At 76.1% G+C, this 18,530-nt stretch carries 20 protein-coding genes; 11 read left to right on the top strand and 9 right to left on the bottom strand.

The features are described 5' to 3' along the window. Positions 1-174 precede the first annotated feature (174 nt). The 3 genes from HCK00_RS11945 to HCK00_RS11935 all read left to right on the top strand — a co-directional run bounded on the left by HCK00_RS11945 (position 175) and on the right by HCK00_RS11935 (position 2,765). Positions 175-1,203, top strand: coding sequence for a TauD/TfdA dioxygenase family protein (locus HCK00_RS11945; protein ID WP_168101819.1), 1,029 nt, complete (start codon positions 175-177; stop codon positions 1,201-1,203). A gap of 192 nt (positions 1,204-1,395) precedes the next feature. Next, the gene (locus tag HCK00_RS11940) at positions 1,396-1,554 is read left to right on the top strand and encodes a hypothetical protein (protein ID WP_168101818.1); all 159 of its coding nucleotides are present in this window, start codon (positions 1,396-1,398) and stop codon (positions 1,552-1,554) included. A 155-nt stretch (positions 1,555-1,709) separates the two neighbouring features. After that, a complete protein-coding gene (locus HCK00_RS11935) occupies positions 1,710-2,765 on the top strand; it encodes a glutathione S-transferase C-terminal domain-containing protein (protein WP_168101817.1) in 1,056 nt (351 codons plus the stop codon). 386 nt (positions 2,766-3,151) lie between these two features. Here the strand turns inward: HCK00_RS11935 and HCK00_RS11930 are convergent, their stop codons facing one another. Beyond that, complete coding sequence (locus tag HCK00_RS11930) at positions 3,152-3,835, bottom strand: hypothetical protein (protein ID WP_206320224.1); 684 nt, start codon at positions 3,833-3,835, stop codon at positions 3,152-3,154. Positions 3,836-4,221: 386 nt separating this feature from the next. Between HCK00_RS11930 and HCK00_RS11925 the strand changes: the two genes are divergently transcribed. Both HCK00_RS11925 and HCK00_RS11920 read left to right on the top strand, forming a co-directional pair. Then, complete coding sequence (locus tag HCK00_RS11925) at positions 4,222-4,608, top strand: BlaI/MecI/CopY family transcriptional regulator (RefSeq protein ID WP_168101816.1); 387 nt, start codon at positions 4,222-4,224, stop codon at positions 4,606-4,608. A gap of 5 nt (positions 4,609-4,613) precedes the next feature. Next, positions 4,614-5,591: a M56 family metallopeptidase gene (locus HCK00_RS11920; protein ID WP_168101815.1), complete on the top strand. Its 978-nt coding sequence runs from the start codon at positions 4,614-4,616 to the stop codon at positions 5,589-5,591. A gap of 250 nt (positions 5,592-5,841) precedes the next feature. Here the strand turns inward: HCK00_RS11920 and HCK00_RS11915 are convergent, their stop codons facing one another. Both HCK00_RS11915 and HCK00_RS11910 read right to left on the bottom strand, forming a co-directional pair. After that, entirely contained in the window at positions 5,842-6,297 is a 456-nt protein-coding gene (locus tag HCK00_RS11915) for a tellurite resistance TerB family protein (RefSeq protein ID WP_168101814.1), read from the bottom strand. 235 nt (positions 6,298-6,532) lie between these two features. Then, positions 6,533-7,564 carry a sporulation protein gene (locus HCK00_RS11910; protein WP_168101813.1) on the bottom strand — a complete coding sequence of 344 codons (1,032 nt, stop codon included), beginning with the start codon at positions 7,562-7,564 and terminating at the stop codon, positions 6,533-6,535. 534 nt (positions 7,565-8,098) lie between these two features. Between HCK00_RS11910 and HCK00_RS11905 the strand changes: the two genes are divergently transcribed. Beyond that, positions 8,099-8,290 (top strand): hypothetical protein, encoded by a 192-nt coding sequence (locus HCK00_RS11905; protein WP_168101812.1) that lies wholly within the window; start codon positions 8,099-8,101, stop codon positions 8,288-8,290. A 117-nt stretch (positions 8,291-8,407) separates the two neighbouring features. Here HCK00_RS11905 and HCK00_RS11900 read toward each other — a convergent pair whose 3' ends face one another. The 3 genes from HCK00_RS11900 to HCK00_RS11890 all read right to left on the bottom strand — a co-directional run bounded on the left by HCK00_RS11900 (position 8,408) and on the right by HCK00_RS11890 (position 11,248). Continuing rightward, complete coding sequence (locus tag HCK00_RS11900) at positions 8,408-9,223, bottom strand: SDR family oxidoreductase (protein ID WP_168101811.1); 816 nt, start codon at positions 9,221-9,223, stop codon at positions 8,408-8,410. Next, positions 9,220-10,227: an NADP-dependent oxidoreductase gene (locus tag HCK00_RS11895; protein WP_206320223.1), complete on the bottom strand. Its 1,008-nt coding sequence runs from the start codon at positions 10,225-10,227 to the stop codon at positions 9,220-9,222. The genes HCK00_RS11900 and HCK00_RS11895 overlap by 4 nt, the downstream gene beginning before the upstream one ends. Positions 10,228-10,789: 562 nt before the next feature. Continuing rightward, on the bottom strand, positions 10,790-11,248 hold the full coding sequence (locus HCK00_RS11890; protein WP_168101810.1) for an RrF2 family transcriptional regulator: 459 nt from the start codon (positions 11,246-11,248) through the stop codon (positions 10,790-10,792). Positions 11,249-11,469: 221 nt separating this feature from the next. On the opposite strand from HCK00_RS11890, the gene HCK00_RS28710 reads away from it, so the two are divergent. Next, positions 11,470-11,562, top strand: a complete 93-nt coding sequence (locus tag HCK00_RS28710; protein WP_375781950.1) for a putative leader peptide — start codon at positions 11,470-11,472, stop codon at positions 11,560-11,562. 252 nt (positions 11,563-11,814) lie between these two features. Next, positions 11,815-12,465: a winged helix-turn-helix domain-containing protein gene (locus HCK00_RS11885; protein WP_168101809.1), complete on the top strand. Its 651-nt coding sequence runs from the start codon at positions 11,815-11,817 to the stop codon at positions 12,463-12,465. A gap of 166 nt (positions 12,466-12,631) precedes the next feature. On the opposite strand, the gene HCK00_RS11880 is transcribed toward HCK00_RS11885, so the two are convergent. From HCK00_RS11880 to HCK00_RS11870, 3 genes are all read right to left on the bottom strand, one after another. Next, positions 12,632-13,396, bottom strand: a complete 765-nt coding sequence (locus HCK00_RS11880) for a CE1759 family FMN reductase (protein ID WP_311765275.1) — start codon at positions 13,394-13,396, stop codon at positions 12,632-12,634. Then, positions 13,393-14,523 carry an LLM class flavin-dependent oxidoreductase gene (locus HCK00_RS11875; RefSeq protein ID WP_168101808.1) on the bottom strand — a complete coding sequence of 377 codons (1,131 nt, stop codon included), beginning with the start codon at positions 14,521-14,523 and terminating at the stop codon, positions 13,393-13,395. Before HCK00_RS11875 ends, HCK00_RS11880 begins: the two co-directional genes overlap by 4 nt. 383 nt (positions 14,524-14,906) lie before the next feature. Next, the gene (locus tag HCK00_RS11870) at positions 14,907-15,632 is read right to left on the bottom strand and encodes a DedA family protein (protein ID WP_168101807.1); all 726 of its coding nucleotides are present in this window, start codon (positions 15,630-15,632) and stop codon (positions 14,907-14,909) included. Positions 15,633-16,369: 737 nt separating this feature from the next. Between HCK00_RS11870 and HCK00_RS11865 the strand changes: the two genes are divergently transcribed. The 3 genes from HCK00_RS11865 to HCK00_RS11855 all read left to right on the top strand — a co-directional run bounded on the left by HCK00_RS11865 (position 16,370) and on the right by HCK00_RS11855 (position 18,485). Further along, positions 16,370-17,011 carry a DUF4360 domain-containing protein gene (locus tag HCK00_RS11865; protein ID WP_168101806.1) on the top strand — a complete coding sequence of 214 codons (642 nt, stop codon included), beginning with the start codon at positions 16,370-16,372 and terminating at the stop codon, positions 17,009-17,011. Positions 17,012-17,482: 471 nt separating this feature from the next. Continuing rightward, positions 17,483-17,884 carry a cell division protein SepF gene (locus HCK00_RS11860; protein ID WP_168101805.1) on the top strand — a complete coding sequence of 134 codons (402 nt, stop codon included), beginning with the start codon at positions 17,483-17,485 and terminating at the stop codon, positions 17,882-17,884. 139 nt (positions 17,885-18,023) lie between these two features. Further along, positions 18,024-18,485 (top strand): nucleotide pyrophosphohydrolase, encoded by a 462-nt coding sequence (locus HCK00_RS11855; RefSeq protein ID WP_168101804.1) that lies wholly within the window; start codon positions 18,024-18,026, stop codon positions 18,483-18,485. The last annotated feature ends 45 nt before the right edge of the window (positions 18,486-18,530 follow it).

The raw sequence follows: 18,530 nt of genomic DNA, 5'->3' as shown, positions 1-18,530 counted from the left end.
CCCGTCGGCCCGTCGGCCCGTCGACCCCCGTCGCCCCGACGCCCGGTCGGCCCGTTGGTCCGGTCCGGGCCGCCGGCCCGCCCCGGACCGGATGTCCTGCCGGGGCGGCGCCTCCCGGGGTCTGTGTCCCCGGCCCGCCCGCCCGCTCTCCCACCACTCCGAAAGGGCCCTGTCATGACGTCCTCCGTGCCGCCAGGTACCACCACGCCCGCCGTCCCCGTCCCCGCCGCAGCCGCAGCCGCAGCCGCCGGCCCGGCCACGGCGCCGTCCCCCGCGCTCACCGTCGACAAGATCGGCGGACGCATCGGCGCCACCGTCTCCGGGGTCCGTCTCGGCGGCGATCTGGACGCGGGGACCGTGGCGGTGATCCGCGCCGCCATCCTCGAACACAAGGTCGTGTTCTTCCGCGATCAGCACCACCTGGACGCCGACGGGCACGAGGCGTTCGCCCGGCTCCTCGGCACGCCCGTCGCCCACCCGACCGTGCCCTCCGTCGACGGCCGGTACGCCCTGGGCATCGACAACGACCACGGCGGCCGGGCCAACCAGTGGCACACGGACGTCACCTTCGTCCCCGCGTACCCGGCCTTCTCCGTCCTGCGGGCCGAGGTGATCCCGCCCTACGGCGGCGACACCCTGTGGGCCAACACGGCCGCGGCCTACGCCAGGCTCCCCGAACCGCTGCGGGTGCTCGCCGACGGACTGCGCGGCGAACACACCAACGCCTACGACTACGCGGCCGTGCGCCCCGGCGCCCCCTCGGACGAACTGCGCCAGCACCGCGAGGTGTTCACCGCGACGGAGTTCCGCACCGAGCACCCGGTGGTGCGCGTCCACCCCGAGACCGGCGAACGGACCCTGGTCCTCGGCACCTTCCTGCAACGCCTCTCCGGCCTCTCCGGCGCAGACTCCCGCGCCCTGACCGCCGTCCTCCAGTCCCACATCGAGCGCCCCGAGAACACCGTGCGCTGGCGGTGGCGCGCCGGCGACGTCGCCATCTGGGACAACCGCGCCACCCAGCACTACGGGGTGGACGACTCCGACGACCACGTGCGCACCCTGCGCCGCGTCACCATCGACGGGGACGTGCCCGTCGGCGTGGACGGCCGCCGCTCGGTGCTGCTCGCCCCCGAGTCCGTGCCGGAGCCCCGGCACGGCATCGCCTCCGGAGCCTCCACCGACGGAGTCGCCGCCCTGGTCTGATACCCCGGGCCCGGCGGGGGCGCGCCCCCGCCGGGCCGGACCGGTGCTCCCTGCCCGGTACGGACCCGAGCCGTGTCCGTACCGGGCGGACGTGTGCCCGGGGTGCGCCCGGCGCGCAACCCCCCTTGACGGGGCGGCCGTCCCGGCCGACACTCCGGAGGAGAATTTCCTAGCGAAAAGGTAGGGAAGCTCATGGGCTGTACGGCGACGGACCCCGGCCGAGGCACCGTCCTCGCGCTCCGGTCGCTGCCCCTGCTCACCTCCCGTCGCCACATCGACCTGCTGCGCGTCTGCGGCGCGGCGGGTTCCCGCTCCCGGGCCGCGCGCTCCGCGGCGGCCGGCGGCGTCTGAACCGTCACCGCCGTCCCGGCGGCCTCCGCTCCTCCACCAGGCCGGCCGCTCCCCGTCCGGGGCACGGCCCTCTCCGGCGCGCCCGCGCCGACGCAGCCGCGGGACGCCCTCGCAGTCGCCGTCACGTCAGAGACCGAGCACTCCCTGGGGGCCGTATGTCCGTCACCACGCCTGCCCTGCCCTTCCCCGCCGCCGACGCCGAACCGCTCTTCCGCGGCCGGATCGGCGGCGACGCCCGCAGCGGCCACTACGCCGTGCCGCACCGCTACCGTCTCCATCTCGCCGCGGACTGTCCGGACTCCCTCCGTCTCGCCGTCACGCACGGCCTGCTCGGCCTCGGTGACACGCTGCCCGTGACGCACCTGCCCGCCGTGCCCGCCGGGGGCGGCGCCGGGGACGGCGGGCATCCGGCGCTGCGCCCGCTGTACGCGGCGAGCGCGCACGGCCACCACGGCCCGGCGACGGCCCCGGTGCTCGCCGACGAGTGGACGGGGCGGATCGTCAGCAACCACGCCCCGCACATCCTCGCCGACCTGGCCCGCCGCTTCGGCGGCGGACACGGGCCCGAACTCCACCCGGACGGCGCCGGGAACGCGCTCGCGGAGGTCCGCCGCCTCTGCGACCAGGACATCGAGACCGCCGCGCGGCTCGCCGCCGGGGCGGGAGGCGGCGGTGACACCGGGACGACGGGTACCGCCGGGACGACCGGTGCTGCCGGTACGACCGGCACCATCGGCGACGGCACCACCGGCGACGGCGGTGACCGCGCCGGGGCCGACTCGGCGCGGGAGACCCTGCTCCGCGCCCTGCACACCGCCGACCACCGGCTCTCCCGCCGCCGTTACCTCCTCGGCGACCACCTCACGCTGGCGGACGTGACCCTCTGGGTCACCCTGCTGCGGCTGGACGGCACGCACCGCCCCCGGCTGGACCCCGCCACGGCGCGCCGCGTCACCGGCCACCCGCACCTGTGGGCCTACGCGCGCGGGCTGGCGGAGCACCCGGCGTTCGGCGTCCATCTCGGGCCTGATGATGCTCCCGCGCTGCGCCGTCCCGCTGTCCACCGGGGGCGGGAGGCCGCCGGAACGGGGACGTGGCCCGTGGCACGGGCGGGGGAACGGCCGGCGGAGCGGAGGGAGCCGGAGGAGCGGCGGGAGCGGCGGGAGCGGGCGGTCCGTCACACGCGGAGAGCCGTGCGGCGCAGCGGTTGAGGCAGGGCGGACGAACGGTCCTGGCGGGCAGGGGCGTTCGGCCCCGGTGGCGGGCCGGTCCCGGCCTCCGGTCCCCGGCCCGGTCCTCCGTTCTGGTGGTCGTCGCAACACCCCAGCTCACGGGGTGCGATGGACCTCACGATGATTCGGGAGAACCGGCAGGAGACCATGGCCCGATGGGCCCGATGGGGCCGAGGGGCCCTGCCGTCCGCCGCCGGGCCGGACGGCCGAGCCCCCGCCCCGCCGGGCAGGGCCTCACCGGCCGCGGGGCGGTGAGGACGGAGGGGACGGCGGGGGACGGCAGGGACGACGGGCCCGCCGCGCCCGCCCCCGTTCCCGGCGGGAGGCTCGCGGTGGGCGGGCGGGTCGATGACGCGCCGGTCACCTCACCCCTGTGCCGGCGCCCGGCCCGCGCCGTACGCGGCGCCGTCGGCTCCGTCCAAACCGGCCGGTGGCGTGGCGCGGGACGCGGGGCCGGGCGGCACCGGGCTGAGCTCGTCCGCGCCGAGGTGGCGGCGGAGGTAGGGCAGCATGGCGCGGTCGAGCAGGTCCCGCTGCCAGATCAGCCGGGCCTGCGCGACATCGTCGGCGGACGGCGTGCCGCCGCGGTGGCGCACCGCCGTGACCACGAGGGCGCCCAGGGCGAGCAGGGTGGCGGCCGCGGCCACCAGCGCCAGGGTCCACCCTGCCGTCACGAGCGTCCCCGGCAGCGGGTCCTGCGGGCCGGTCAGGCCCAGTCCGTATCCGAGCAGGAGCAGGACGGTGGCCGCCATCGCGGCGATCAGCGGGGTCAGCACCGTGAGCGCGGCGAGCCAGGAACCCTCGGCGGCGGTGTGCCGCCGGGGATGCCGGGCGGCCTCCCGTACGGCGAGGTACGCGGCGTAGGTGCCACCCGACTCGGCCGTGATCGCGTCGGCGGACCGCAGCGCGCGGGCGCGGAGGCGCTCGGCGGCCCGCCCGGAGGGGTCGGCGGACAGGGCGCCACGGAACTCCGCCGCGCAGAGCGCGGTGCGCAGGACGGCTTCGAAGTCCGCTCGGTCTTCCTGCTGGAGGCGGGGCGGGCCGGCCACATGGTCTCCCGGGGTGGTCGATGCGGTGGCCGCCGAGGGGCCGCGGCGTGGGACCGCCTCGGCGGGCGTGGTCGCAGGTCCGCGGTGCGGATCCGGAAGGTAAATCTACAGCACTGTAGAGATTGGGGGAGGGGTATCGCCGGACGCCGGTGACGGCGGGGCCCCGCGGCCGGCGCGGCGCCGGCGAGGGCCCCGGCCCCCGCCGGTCACGACCGGGACAGGTGGCGGGACAAAGGGCGGGACAGGGGACGGGACAGGGGACGGGACGCGGCACCGGACGGCGCCGGGCGCGGGACGTGCCGGTGGGTACCCGGACGTCTATACGATGTCTGCCCGGGGGCGGCCCGGAGCCGGCCCGGAAGCGGGCGGCGGAAGGGAGACCGGGCGTGACGGACCACCGGCAGCGTCCCCGGCGGGGGCAGGGCGAACTGGAGGCGCTGGTCCTCTCGGCGTTGCGGGAGGCGGACGGACCGGCGGCGGCCGGCTGGGTGCAGCGCCGGCTCGGCGACGACCTCGCCTACACCACCGTGATCACCATTCTGACCAGGCTGCTGGCCAAGGGCGCGGTCACCCGCGAGCGCGCCGGCCGTTCGTTCCTCTGGACGCCCGCCGCCGACGAGGCGGGGCTGGCCGCCCACAAGATGCGCCGGGTGCTGGACGCCGAGAGCGACCGGCAGGCGGTGCTGGCCAGCTTTGTCACCGGCCTCGACCCGGACGACGAGCGGGTGCTGCGGACCCTGCTGGACCGGCCCCGGAGCGAAGGGGAAGACTGAGCCTCATGGGGTGGTTCGTCTTCCTGCCGCTGATCCTGCCGCTGACGGCGGTGCCGATCGCGCGCCTGGCCGAGCAGCATCTCCATCCGCGCACCGCGACACGGCTGCTGACCGTCGTCGCCGCCGTGATGGCGGTGTGCAGCACGGTCTGCCTGGTGCTGCTGATGGTGGTCGGCACCGCGCAGCTTCCCGGCAACCCGCTGCCCGACGGCTGGTCGGACCCCGAGGTGCGCGACGCGGTGCCCTACGACGGGGTGGTCGGCCGGGCGTCGATCCCGGCGCTCCTGGCGGTGGTCGTCGCCTGCGGCCGGACGCTCCGGCACCACGTCCGGGTACGGCGCCGGGCGCACGGGGCGCTGGCGGGGCTGCCGGGCACCTCGGTCGCCGTCCTGCCCGACGACCTCCCCTACGCGTACGCGCTGCCGGGCGGCCGGCGGGGCGGGCGGGGCCGGGTGGTGGTCACCACGGCGCTGCTGGACCACCTCGAACCGGCCGAGCGCCGGGCGCTCTTCGCCCACGAGCGGGCCCATCTGACGGGGCTCCACCACCGCTACCTGCTCACCGTCCACCTGGCGGCCCGCGCCAACCCCTTCCTGCGCCCCCTGCGGACGGCCGTGGTCTACACCGCCGAGCGGTGGGCGGACGAGGGCGCGGCCCGGGTGGTGGGCAGCCGGCGGGTGGTGGCGCGCGCGATCGGCAAGGCCGCGCTCGTCTCGCGCCGGGCCCCGACGGCCGACCTGGCGCGGGCACCCGGGCTGGCGGGGGTCGGCGGGCTCGCGGGCTTCGCCGCGCCGGGGCCGGTGCCGCGCCGGGTGGCCGCGCTGCTCGATCCCGCGCCCGTGGCGCGGAGCTGGCCGCCGGTGTACACGTCCGTGGGGCTCGCCGCCTGGGGTGCCGCCGCCGGGGCCGCCGTCTCGGCGATGTCCTCGGCCAACTCGGCCGTGACCATGTTCTTCATCCTCGCCGCCGCCACACCGCTCTGAGGCGCGGCGGGTGCCGCTCCGGGCCGCGGGCCGGTGACCCCTGGCCACTGGTGACCGGTGACGGTGGCCGTGCGGGGGCGCCCCGCCGCCCGGCGGGCCGTACCGCTGTACGGCCCGCGCGGGCCGGAGGCCGGAAGGGAACCCCGCGCCCCGGGGGACGGCGGGCCGGGCGGCCGGGGGCCGGCGTGGTCCGGCGCGGCGCCCCGGGGCGTTCACGCCCGGGAGGAGGCGCTTCTCCGCGCCGCCGGCCTCAGAGGTCGAACTCGTGCGGCGGCAGGCCGAGGGTGTAGCAGGCCTCGCGGACCACGGCCTGCTCGTCCTTGTCGAAGTCGCCGTCGGCGCCACCGATGACGATGCCGATCTGGATCACCGCGCGGGCCTCGGCGGGCTTCTTCTTCGCCTTGGCGATCTCCTGCATCACGCTCACCTTGCCGAAGTCGAAGTCGGTGGTGAGCTTGTGGAGGTTCTCCTCGAAGCGCCGGCGCAGATCGTCGGCGGGGAAGTTCTGAAGGACCTCGTTGGTGCCGATGAGCTGCGCCACGCGCTGCCGCTCGGACGGGTCGACGGTGCCGTCCGCCGCGGCGACGAGCGCGCACATCGCCATGCTCGCGTCGCGGAAGGCGCCGCTCTTGAGGTCGTTCTTCTTCGCCGTGAGCTGGGTCTGCATCTGCGACGCGGATTCCTTGAGGCGGTCCCACAGGGCCATGGGGTGAGTGCTCCCTCGAAGTCGGAGGTCTGTTCGGCTGCGGCGGCGCGCCCGGACCGGAACGGCCCGGGCGCGCCACTGATTTCTACAACTCTGTAGGAACTACCGGGCGGTGGCCGGAGTTCCGCCCCGGCGGACGTTGTTCGCCGGGGCTGCCGGGGCTGCCGGGGCCGTCAGCGGCGTCCGGGCCGACCGGGGCCGGCGTTCGGGCCGCCGGCCCCGGACGGGCGTCCGGTCAGCCCTCGTCGCCCTCGTCTTCCTCGCCCTCGAAGAAGTCCCCGACCTCGTCGACCACCTCGGCCGCCACCATGCCGCCGACGACGCCCACCGCGAGGCCCGCCGCGCCCGCCGCGACGGCCGTGCCCACGCCGGGGCCGGAGCGCCCGCCGCCGTGGTGGCCGTCGTGGCCGTGGCCGTGACCCCCGTAAGGAGCGTGGCCGGCGTGGTACGGGTCGCCGTGCCCGTAGCCCGGCGCGGCGCCGTACGGGGAGCCGTACGCGGCGCGGTTCTCGACCAGCCGGCGGATCCAGCCGTCCACCTCGGCCGGCCAGTCGCGGTTGTCGTCGTGGCCGACGGTGAAGCGGGTCAGCGCGTCCTGGCCGGGGGAGAGGAAACCGCCCCGCTTGTCCGCCTCCAGGACCACCTCCATCCCGGCCGGGCCGGCGAGGAAGGTCACCTCGATCTCGTTGACCTGGTGCGCGTACTGCGGCGCCGGGGTGAGCTCGATCTCCTGGTAGAAGGGGAGCTGCTGGCCGGTGCCGCCGATGTGCCCGTACTCCAGGTCGGCGGACTTGAAGCCGAAGCCCAGCCCGCCCAGGGCCTCCAGGATCGCCTCCTGCGCGGGCAGCGGGGCGACGGTGAGCTGGTCCAGGTCGCCCTTGTCCTTCGCGCCGGCCACCGCCAGTTCGGTGCGCACCCCGAGCACGATGCCCAGGGGCTGGCCGTGCAGCTCGGTGACCGGGGTCTCCCAGGGCAGGGCAGCGCCGAACGGCACCGCGCGCTCCTCGCCCGCGCCGAGCCGGAAGCCGCCGCCGACGGTGAACCGGTCGAAGACGACCGTGCCCTCGCTCTCGCCCCCGTCGTGTTCGGCCTCGACCCGGGCGACCAGTTCCAGCGTGATGTGCTCGATCTCGAAGTCGGCGTTGCCGCCTTTCAGATGGACCTGGCCGGTGAGCCGGCCGCCGGGCCGGACGGGGCCCGGGTCGAGGACCGTGTCGACGGTGGGGCCGCCCACGCCGAGCGAGCCGAGCAGTCGTTTGAACACCATCGTGGCGTTCACTCCTTTGGCATGCGTGTGGTTCCTGAGGGGGGCGCCTGCCCGCGCCGGGAGATGCCGTGGGCCGCGCGGTTTCTCTACAGGCGCGTAGAATCCTAGGCCGGTCAGGGCGGGGAGACGGTACGGTCCGGGCCGCCGCGGCGGGAAAGGCCGAAAACGGTTGCCGTGCCTGCTGGAGTGCTCGTTTCCCGCGCTCGGGTGGGCCGGCATGACGGACCGTTCCTGATCGTTCCCGGCCCCCGGCTGCCCGTTCGCGTCCCCCTCTGCCCGTCCCCCTGTGGCCGCCGCCCCGGGCGGCCACCGCGGGCCGCCGGGGAGGCGGGGGCGCGCCGTCGCGGCTTGCGGCCGGCGGCCCGGTGCGGAGAGCGCGCACCGGTGCGCGGTGGGAGGCCCGGGCCGGAACCCTCCGCCGCTCAGTCGCCTTGAGTGTGGAATGTCCCATTCCGCTCATATGCTTTCGGCCAGTCCCGCGCCCGCGCCACCCGGGTCCCGCACGGCACCGACCGCTTCGAAGGGGGAACTCCCATGAGCCCGATCCCGCACACCGAGTTCGGCGCCCTCCTCGCCGCGTACGGCCCGTTCCAGGACGGCGGGGCGCTCCCTCTCGCCCGCGGGTCCACCCTGCCCGGCGGGCTGACGGCGGCGCTCGTCCTGCTGCTCGTGGCCGCCGCCTGCCTGGGCGGCGCGTACGCCGTCAAACGGCGCAACCGGCGGTAGGCGCCCACCGGGGGAGCCGGACACGGGGTGCGCCGGACAGGCGCCGGGACCCCGGCGGGCGGGGTCCCGGCGCGCGAAGGCCCGCGCGTCCGCGGACGGAGAAGCCGGACGCGCCGTTCAGCCGCCCGGTTCCGCCGCCCGGCCGCCGGGTCCGGGGCCGGGGCCGGGGACGTTGCGGAAGCGGAACGGTTCCGGCTCGCGCCCCGGCTGGATGAACCAGCACTCCCCGGAGCCGCCCCCGGTGGCGATGCGCAGCACCGTCTCCGCCACGGTCTCCGCCGGGATGATCTCCACCCCCTGCCCGGCGAGCAGGCCGCGGATCGGCTCGATGATCCGCGACTCGGCGAACCCCGGGCAGACGGCGTTGAACCGGATGCCCTCCGGGGCCAGCGCCGGGCCCAGGGAGCGGGCGAGCCCCACCACGGCGTGCTTGTTCGCCGCGTAGAGCGGGTCGAACGGCACCGCCGTCAGCCCGGCCAGCGAGGCCGTCGCGACGATCGCGCCGCCGCCGCGGGCACGCAGCGCGGGCAGGACCGCGTGGGTGCCGAAGACGACTCCGTCGAGGTTGACCCCCATGGCCCGGCGGTACCGGGCCAGGTCGAAGTCCTCGCCGATGCCGCAGCCCGTCGCCACCCCGGCGTTGAGGACCGCGAGGTCCACGCCTCCGCAGCGCTCCACGGCGAACTCCACCAGGGCCCGGTTGGCGTCCGGGTCGGAGACGTCGCAGGCGAGGAAGTGGCCGCCCGCGCCGGCCCGCTCGGCCGTCTCGGCGCCGCCCGCCGTGTCCACGTCGGCGACGACCACCTGGGCGCCGGCCGCCGCCAGCGTCAGCGCGGTGGCCCTTCCCAGCCCGGACGCGCCACCGGTGACGACGGCGACCCGCCCGGTCAGCGGCGGTGCGGCGCCCTCCGGGGGCTCCCCGGCGGCGCTCACGCGATCTCCAGCACGAGCTTGCCGGTGTTCTCGCCCCGGAAGAGCATCCCCAGGGTCTCCGGGAAGTCGTCCACCCCGCCCTTCACCACGTGCTCCCGGACGGTGATCCGGCCGTCCCCGATCCAGCCCGCCAGCTCCGACGCGGCCTCGGGGAACCGGCGGGCGTAGTCCAGCACGACGAAGCCCTCCATCCGCGCCCGGCGCACGAGCAGCGCCAGGTAGTTGGCCGGCCCGGCGACCGCCTCGGTGGTGTTGTACTGGCTGATGGCCCCGCAGATCACCACGCGGGCGCGGAGCGCGAGACGGGTGAGCGCCGCGTCGAGGATCGCGCCGCCGACGTTGTCGAAGTAGACGTCGATGCCGTCCGGGACGTGCTTGCGCAGGGCGCCGCGCACGTTCCCGGAGCGGTGGTCGATCGCGGCGTCGAAGCCCAGCTCGCCGGTGAGCAGGGCGCACTTCTCGGGTCCGCCGGCGATGCCGACCACCCGGCACCCCTTGGCCTTGGCGATCTGGCCCGCGACGGAACCGACCGCGCCGGCCGCGCCGGAGACGACGACGGTCTCGCCGTCCTTCAGGGCGCCCACGTCGAGCAGCCCGAAGTAGGCCGTCATGCCGGACATCCCGAGGGCGCCGAGGTGGGTGGGCGCGGGGGCGAGGCCGAGGTCGGCCCTGTGGACGCCCCTGCCGTCCGAGACGACCCGCTCCTGCACGCCGAAGGGGCCCACGACGTGGTCACCGGGCGCGTAACCGGGGTGCCGGGACGCGGTGACCTCGACCACCGAGACCGCCCGCATGACCTCGCCGAGCCCGACGGGCGGCAGATACGAGGGCCGGTCGTCGAGCCAGCCGCGCATGGCGGGTTCCAGGGAGATGAAGCGGGTGCGGCCCGCGAACTGCCCGTCACCCGGCTCCTCCGCGGCCACGGTGACGTGCTCCCAGTCCTCCGGGCGTATCTCCCCCACGGGGCGGGCGGCCAGGCGGATCTGGCGGTTGGTCTGTGACATGAAGCCTCCTGAGCGTGGGCCGTCGCGTGCACCATACCGACTGGTAAGTATGGCGCCGGGGTGAGGCGTGGCACACCCCGCGGCGGCGGATTCCGCGCGGGCCGTTCGGCGGCGCTCAGGATCGTCGCGGCCCGGGGGAGGCGGCGGTTCGTGCGCCGCGGCAGGGCCCGCCCGTCGTGGCGGTCCTTCCTGTTCGCGGGCGGTGGCGTGGACCCGTCCCCGGGGTCACCCATGACCGGACCCGGGCTCGTGGACCGCGTGCTCCGGGGCCTGGCGGGACGGGGGTGCCGTGGGTCGGTGCGGCGGCTCTCGCCGTACCGACCGGGGAAAGCCTTTTCCTACTGAAATACAGGGAAAACCCGGCTGGGCGGACGGGCGGGCCCGCGGGCGGCGCGGAAGGGGTCATTCGGGGTGCGGGCGCTCCTGGCCGCGGTGGCCGTTGCGCGGCGCGGCGTGTGTGACCGGGCGCGCCGGGCCGGGGCGGCGGCGAGGGGCCGCCGCGCTCCGGTGACACGGCGTCAGGCCGGGCTCGCGGGCGGCCGGTGGCCCAGGGGCCGGTGGCTCAGGGGTTGGTCCAGGCCGCGGGGTGCGTGGTCAGGGTGGAGACCTCGGCGGGCAGCCGGCCGGAGACGATGTCGGCGAGCGACACGCCCTCCAGGATCTCGCGGACGTTGACCCGCAGCGCGACCCAGAGCGGCAGCAGGGACGCGGCAGGCCCGGTGTACGACAGCTCCGGCGGCCGCACCCCGCGCACCGACACCAGCGGGCCCTCCACCGCCCGGATGACGTCGGCGACGGTGATGTCGCAGGCCGGGCGGGCCAGGCGGTAACCGCCGCCCGCGCCGCGCCGGCTCTGCACCAGGCCGCCCCGGCGCATGTCGCCGAGGATGCCCTCCAGGAACTTGTGCGGGATCTCCTGCGCCTCGGCCACGGCCTCCGCCTTGAGCGGCTGGGAGGGGCCCGCCGAGGCGAGTTGCAGGGCGGCCCGCACGGCGTAGTCCGCCTTGGCTGAGATCCGCATGGGCGCATTATCGCCCAGCGGGCGCCCGCGGCCGGGGGCGGGGCGGTCGCGGCGCGCCCGAACGGCCGGGGAGGCGCGACGGGCGGCCACCGGGCGCGGGCGGACCCGGGCCCCCGGCCGCCCCCGGCGCGTGGTCCGCCGCTGCCCGGTGGTGAATCCGGTCACAAACCCTACTGAAAATGTAGGGAAAGCGGTTGACCTCCGTGGAGGGTGCCCGCAGCATGGTGACCATGCCTCGTCCGCAGGAGCCTCTCGTCCGGCGCCGGTACGTCGACCTTCGTCGCGTCGCCAGCGCCGTCTGCCGGCGCGCCTGAAGCGATGGCGCCCCGGGGTCCCTGCCGGCCCCGGCCGCGCCGCTCGCCCTTCCGGCGGGCCCGCCCGCGGCTCCCGTGGCGTCCCCCGTACGCGGTCCTCCGCGGCCGGGGTTCCGCCGCCGGCCCGTGTCACCGGCCCCGCGCGGCTCACCGCCGCTCCCCGCCGATCACCGCGGTGACGCACGGCCGCACCGCTTCCCGGCCCCTTGTGAACCCCTGTCCGCCCGCCCTTCCAGGGAAAGGACCGCCGCCATGACCGTGGCACCGACGCTCCGGGCCCCGCTGCCCGAGACCCTCGCCCCCCTCACCGTCCTCCCGCACCGCCACCACCAGCCGGGACTTCCGGCCGGGCTCGCTCTCGTCCCCGAGGAGGGGAACGGCCCGGCCACCGCCGGTGACGGTTCCCCGCTGGTCGGCTATCTCGTCCTGCTGCCGGAGAGCGTCGACCCCGTCTCGCTCTTCGCCGCCACCGGTCTCCGCCCCCGTTTCCAGCGGGCCGTCACCGGGGACGCCGAGGTCACCGCGGCGCCCGCCGGGGGCGAGGACGCCGGGCCGCTGGAACCGGAGCCCCCGGCCGGTGATCCGTACGAGCCGGTCCGGGTGGACACCGAACGCCACATCGCCGAAATCGACGGCCGTGAACTCGATCTGACGTACCTGGAGTTCGCGTTGCTGGCGCAGCTCGTGCGTCATCCGCACCGGGTGTGGTCCCGGGAGCAGCTCGTCCGGATGGTCTGGGGGCACAGCCATATCGGGGACGGGCGCACCGTGGACGTCCATGTGGCGCGGCTCCGCCGCAAACTGGGCGCCGCGCACCGGCAGCGGATCGTCACCGTCCGCAGGGTGGGCTACAAGTACGTGCCCGCCGCCGAGCCCCGGGCTCCCCGCGCGCGACGGCGGTGAACCGGTCCGGGCGCCCCCGGCCCCCCGCGCGGGGCGCGGGGCGGCGGGACGCGGGCGGGCAACGGGCCTGCCGGGGCGGGTCGTTCCCCGCCTCCGGCCGCCACGGCGCCGGTCACGGGACCGGCACCGCGGCGGGGGCCCCGGCGGGGGCGGGGCGGCGGGGCCGCTACGGGCGCAGGGCGGCCAGTTGCTGGGCGAAGGGGACGACGGACGCCTCGTCGTACGGATCGGACGGGCCGGCGTCCGCGGCGCGCACCGTCCCTCCGGTCTCCCCGGTCTCGCCGGGCGCCCCGCCGGCCGCGACGGGGCCGGCGGCGGACGGCCCGCCCGTGGCCGGGCGGCCGGCCAGCAGCGCGGCCAGCTCGCCCGCCGCCCGGTCGACGCGCCCGGGCAGCGAACCGGTGAAGGCGTCGCCCGTGCCGCCCCAGTCCTCCGGGGCGGCGAACACGGCGGTCGGCACGGTCAGCGCCCGCAGGTAGCCGAAGAGCGGGCGCAGGGCGTGGTCGAGCACGAGGGAGTGCCGGGCGGTGCCGCCGGTCGCGGCCGCCAGCACCGGCTTCCCGGCCAGCGCCTCCGGCTCCAGGATGTCGAAGAAGGACTTGAACAGCCCGCTGTAGGAGGCGGCGAAGACCGGTGTGACGGCGATCAGTGCGTCCGCCCCGGTGACCGTCTCCACGGCCGCGCGCAGCTCCGCGCCGGGGAACCCGGTGACGAGGTTGTGCGCGATGTCCGTTGCCAGGTCGCGCAGTTCGACCACGCGGACCTCGACCGGCCCCTGCCCGCCGTCCGCCAGCCGCTGCCGGGTGGCCTCCGCGAGCCGGTCGGCGAGCAGCCGGGTGGACGAGGGGGTGGACAGCCCGGCGGAGACGACGGCCAGCGTCAGCGGCCGGGCCGCCTCCTGGGTCACGGCCTGGGTCCTGTCCCGGGTCACGAGGTCACCTCCTGGGGTGTGGCGGCGGCTGCCGTCCCGTCCGCCGCCGGGGCGGCGTCCCGCGCGGCGACGCGTGCGGCGTGGGTGGGCCCCTCGGGCACGGAGGCCGGACGGTTCTTCGCGAACTCCTCCCGCAGCACCGGGAGGACCTCCTCGCCGAGCAGGTCGAGCTGTTCCAGCACGGTCTTCAGCGGCAGGCCCGCGTGGTCCAGCAGGAAGAGCTGGCGCTGGTAGTCGCCGAAGGAGTCGCGGAAGGTCAGCGTCTTCTCGATGACCTCCTGCGGGCTGCCCACCGTCAGCGGCGTCTCCCGGGTGAACTCCTCCAGCGACGGACCGTGCCCGTAGACCGGCGCGTTGTCGAAGTACGGCCGGAACTCGCGTACCGCGTCCTGGGAGTTGCGCCGCATGAAGACCTGGCCGCCCAGGCCGACGACCGCCTGCTCCGGCGTGCCGTGACCGTAGTGCGCGTACCGCTGCCGGTAGAGCCGGATGAGCTTCTGGAAGTGCTCCTTGGGCCAGAAGATGTTGTTGGCGAAGAAGCCGTCGCCGTAGTAGGCGGCCTGCTCGGCGATCTCCGGGCTGCGGATGGAGCCGTGCCAGACGAACGGCGGCACGCCGTCCAGCGGGCGCGGGGTGGAGGTGAAGCCCTGCAACGGGGTGCGGAACCGTCCCTCCCAGTCCACCACGTCCTCGCGCCACAGCCGGTGCAGCAGCGCGTAGTTCTCGATGGCCAGCGGGATGCCCTGGCGGATGTCCTGCCCGAACCAGGGGTAGACCGGACCGGTGTTGCCGCGGCCCATCATCAGGTCCACCCGGCCGTCGGCCAGGTGCTGGAGCATCGCGTAGTCCTCGGCGATCTTCACCGGGTCGTTGGTGGTGATCAGCGTCGTGGACGTGGAGAGGATCAGCCGCTCGGTGCGGGCGGCGATCCAGCCCAGCATGGTGGTGGGGGAGGAGGGCACGAACGGCGGGTTGTGGTGCTCTCCGGTCGCGAAGACGTCCAGGCCGACCTCTTCCGCCTTGAGCGCGATGGTGACCATCGCCTTGATGCGCTCGTGCTCGGTCGGCTCCCGGCCCGTGGTCGGGTCGGGGGTGACGTCGCCGACGGTGAAGATCCCGAACTGCATGGTGTCCCTCCGGGGGTCGGGAGGCTGATCGTGTGGGTCGCCTTGATTGTTTATGATTCAACTAGCCTAACAGGCGGGTCCCCGGCGATGTTCCCGGAGCCGGCGCCCCGCCCGTCGTCCCCGCCGCTCTCCCTCGCGGGCTCCGCTCCGTCACGGCGCGCGGACCGGCGTGCACGCCAGGGCGCGGATACGCGCATGCGCCCGGGACGGCGCGGCCCGGCCCCGTCGCACCACCACCGGCCGCTCGGGCCCGTTGCCCGGGTAGCCGCGATCCGGGCGTTCAGTACCGGTTCGCGGCCTCTTCTCGTCCTCCGGGGGCCGCCCGGGGTGTCCGGGGGCCGGCGGGGGCCTCCCGGGACGCGGCCCGGGAGGCGCCGCGGCCGTCAGCCGGTGCCGGCGGTGCTGCGGCGGCGGCCGCCGTCCCCACCGTCGTCACCGCCGTCCCCGGCGCCGTCACCGTGCGTGTTCCCACCCCGCCTGCGCCGCCGGACGCGCAGGACCACGTAGGCCACCAGCGCCACCACCGAGCCGGCCAGCACCACCTTGGAGGCGACGCCGACATAGCGCTCCACCAGGTGCCACTGGTCACCGAGGACGTACCCGGACATGATCAGCGCCACGTTCCACAGCAGACTGCCCACCGTGGTCAGCAGCAGGAAGAGGGGCAGCGGCATCCGCTCGACACCCGCCGGGACGGAGATCAGGCTCCGGAAGACCGGCACCATGCGGCCGAAGAAGACGGCCTTCGTGCCGTGCTTGGCGAACCACGCCTCCGTCCGGTCCAGGTCGGAGACCTTCACCAGCGGCAGCCTGGCCCAGAACCGGCGCAGCCGGTCCCGTCCGTACAGCGCGCCGATCCCGTAGAGCGCCACCGCGCCCACCACCGAGCCCAGCGTCGTCCAGAAGATGGCGGAGAAGAGGCTGAGCACCCCCTGGCCGGCCGCGAAGCCGGTCAGCGGCAGCACCACCTCGCTGGGGATCGGGGGGAAGAGGTTCTCCAGCGCGATGGCCAGACCGGCGCCCGGCCCGCCCATCGCCTCGACGAGGCCGGTCACCCACCCCGCGATACCTCCCGCGTCCCCCGATGCCGCGAGGATCGTCCCGTCCATAGGTGCTGGCCTCCAGTCCGCAGGCGGTCGGCTTCCCGGGGCGGGCCACCGCCCCGGTGTCCCCGCTGCGCCGGCGGTCCCGTCCGCCGGAGGAGGGGGCGCCCGGCAGGGGCGCACCCCGCGAGGGGCCCTGCCGGGCGGCACCCGGCCGCCGGTCACGGGCCACGGGGGCCCCGGGGGTGGTGAGTGACGGCCTCATGGCGCCGTCTTGCCGCGCGCGGCGGTACGAAACCAGAGCGTACGGGGGACGCCCGGCCGGCGCGGCCCCGGGGTCCGCCGGACGGGGCAGGGAGGGGGTGCGGGGCGGTGGCCCGGGGCCGCGCCGGCCGGGAGGCGGGGTGGTGGGGGAGACGGGAGGAGAGGACCGGAACGGGTTCCGGCCGGCCGGCGGACCGGTGGAAGCCGGGGTGTCACGCGTCTTCCGTGACGGGGTGTCCGTCCCTACTATGGGAGCGCTCCCACACCGGCGCGTCGCCGGGCGTGCCTCACCCCCGCCTGCCCCCTGACGTGGCCGTTCTTCACCGCCCCCCGCGGTTGGCGTCTCCCTCTCCGGGACGGACCGTCCCGGAGTACTCCCGCGGGCCGGCGGACTCGCGCGCAGCGGCCACGGGAGTGCCGCGCGCCGAGAACCGGAACCGAGTCGGCCGAGAGCCCGGATCGCCGTGGCCCGGCACGCAGATCTCACCGGGGCGGCGCCGGGATGGCGCGCCGGACCCGCACGACCCGATTGGAGAACCATGTCTGGTGTTGTTGCCGCGGGCGGAGTGGCCGCGGCGTTGTTCGGCTCCCTGCTGGCCGGCCAGGGCGCGGCGGACGAGGTGCCCGCCGAGGCCGCGGTACCCGCGGAGGCGGCGCGCGTCAGCATCGTGACGGTCAACGGCTCCGGCTGCCCGGCGGGCACCGCCTCGGCCACCGTGTCCCCCGGGAACTCGTCCGTGACCGTCAGCTACAGCTCCTACCTCGCGCAGGTGGGCGTCGGCGCCGAGCCGACCGACTTCCGTAAGAACTGCCAGCTCAGCCTGGACGTGAAGGTTCCCTCCGGGTGGACGTACGCCGTCACGGGCGCGGAGCACCGCGGCTTCGGGCACCTGGAGAAGGGGGCCGGCGCCCTCCAGCAGTCGCAGTACTACTTCCAGGGCTCCTCGGACGTGGCGGTCAAGTCCCGTACGTTCACCGGCCCGTACGACTCCGAGTGGCGCATCAGGGAGACCGCGGGCGAGGTCGTCTGGGCCCCGTGCGGGCAGCAGCGGAACCTGAACATCAACACGGAGCTGCGGGTGGACGCGGGGACGTCGGCCGACAAGTCGACCAGCTTCATGGCGATGGAGTCGAGCAAGGTTCCCGGCGCGACGTACGACCTCGTCTGGAAGCGCTGCTAGAAACGCCGCGGGCGTTCGCGGGAACCGCGAGCGCTGTGACGCCGTGGAACCACGGGGGATGCAGGAGGGGCGCGGAGGGCGGCGGAGCCGCACCGCGCACACGCACCCGGGGCTCGCGCCCGCGGGGAACAGGGGCCGTCCGCCGGCCAGGGCTCCGGCCGGCGGGCGGCCCCGTCGTCATGTCCGGCCGGTCGCAGCCAAGACGGTCCGCGCGTTTTCGGGGGCGCGGCCCGGGGCGGGCCGGGCCGGGGTGGGCCGGGCTGAGGAGGACACGCCCGGCGCGCCACGGGCTCCGCCGCGGCGGGGTGGCGCGGCACAATCGGGGCGGATCCGTGGCGAACGGCTGCTCGTCCGGGGTGGCTTGTGCGGCTTCGCCCCGGCTGTCAGTGGTTCGGACTAGGGTCGGTGAATGTGTATTTCCCCGCTCCCGGGCAAGAACGATGCCTACGAGCCCACCCGCGAGGAGGTCAGGTGAACGGCCGTCACGACGTCACTGATCAGCAGTGGGAGGGGCTTGCCGAGGTGGTCCCGCTGCGCGGGGACACCGACTGGCCCACGTGGCCCGGCGGCCGCCCCGCGATGCCGGAGCCGGAGCCCGAACCGGCCGCCGACACGCGGCGGTTCGTCGTGCTGCGCGTGCAGATCTTCGCGGACGCGCGGGATGTCGCCGAGCATCTGATGTCCCAGGTCCCGGTATTGCTGGATCTCACCGGCGCGGACCAGGACGTCGCCAAGCGCATCCTGGACTTCTCCAGCGGCGTCGTCTTCGGCCTCGCGGCCGGGATGCACCGGGTCGACCGGGACGTCTTCCTGCTCACCCCGGCGGGTACGGAGGTCGCCGAGGCGGCCTCCGCGGTCGCCGCCCAGGGCTGACGTCCAGGGCTGACGTCCAGGGACGGCCCGCCGGGTGGCCGGAGTGCCCCGGCCCGCCCCTCCGCCGGGCGCCGGCGGGGGCAGGGGCAGGGGCAGGTGAAGTGGGGAGGCGGGGGCGGTGGCCCCGGGCCGGGGCGGCATGAGTGGTACAACCTGGAGGGTGACCGAGATCCCGGGGACCGGCCCTGACCTCACCGCGCTGCGGCAGCGGCTCGCCGGCTTCGCCGCCGCCCGCGGCTGGGAGCCGTACCACACGCCGAAGAACCTGGCGGCGGCGCTGAGTGTCGAGGCGTCCGAACTCCTGGAGATCTTCCAGTGGCTGACGCCGGAGGAGTCCGCGGCCGTGATGGCGGACCCGGAGCGCGCGCACCGCGTGGCGGACGAGGTCGCCGATGTCCTCGCGTATCTGGTGCAGTTCTGTGCCGTGCTGGGGGTGGACCCGGCCGCGGCCCTCGCCGCCAAGATCGAGCGGAACGAGTTGCGGTTCCCCGTGCCCGAGCGGCCGGAGTCGGGGAGCCGGCCGGAGGGGGCGCGGCGGCCGGAGCGGGCCGCGCGGGCCGCCGGGCCGGAAGGGGCGACCCGGGACGAAACGGAGCGCTGATTCCGCGGCCGCTACGCTGTGTAGCAATTTCCCCATCAAAAGGGG

Origin of the sequence: Streptomyces zingiberis, assembly GCF_012034935.1 — a bacterium.
Classification (GTDB): domain Bacteria; phylum Actinomycetota; class Actinomycetes; order Streptomycetales; family Streptomycetaceae; genus Streptomyces; species Streptomyces zingiberis.
This window is presented reverse-complemented; position numbering and strand designations above follow the sequence as displayed.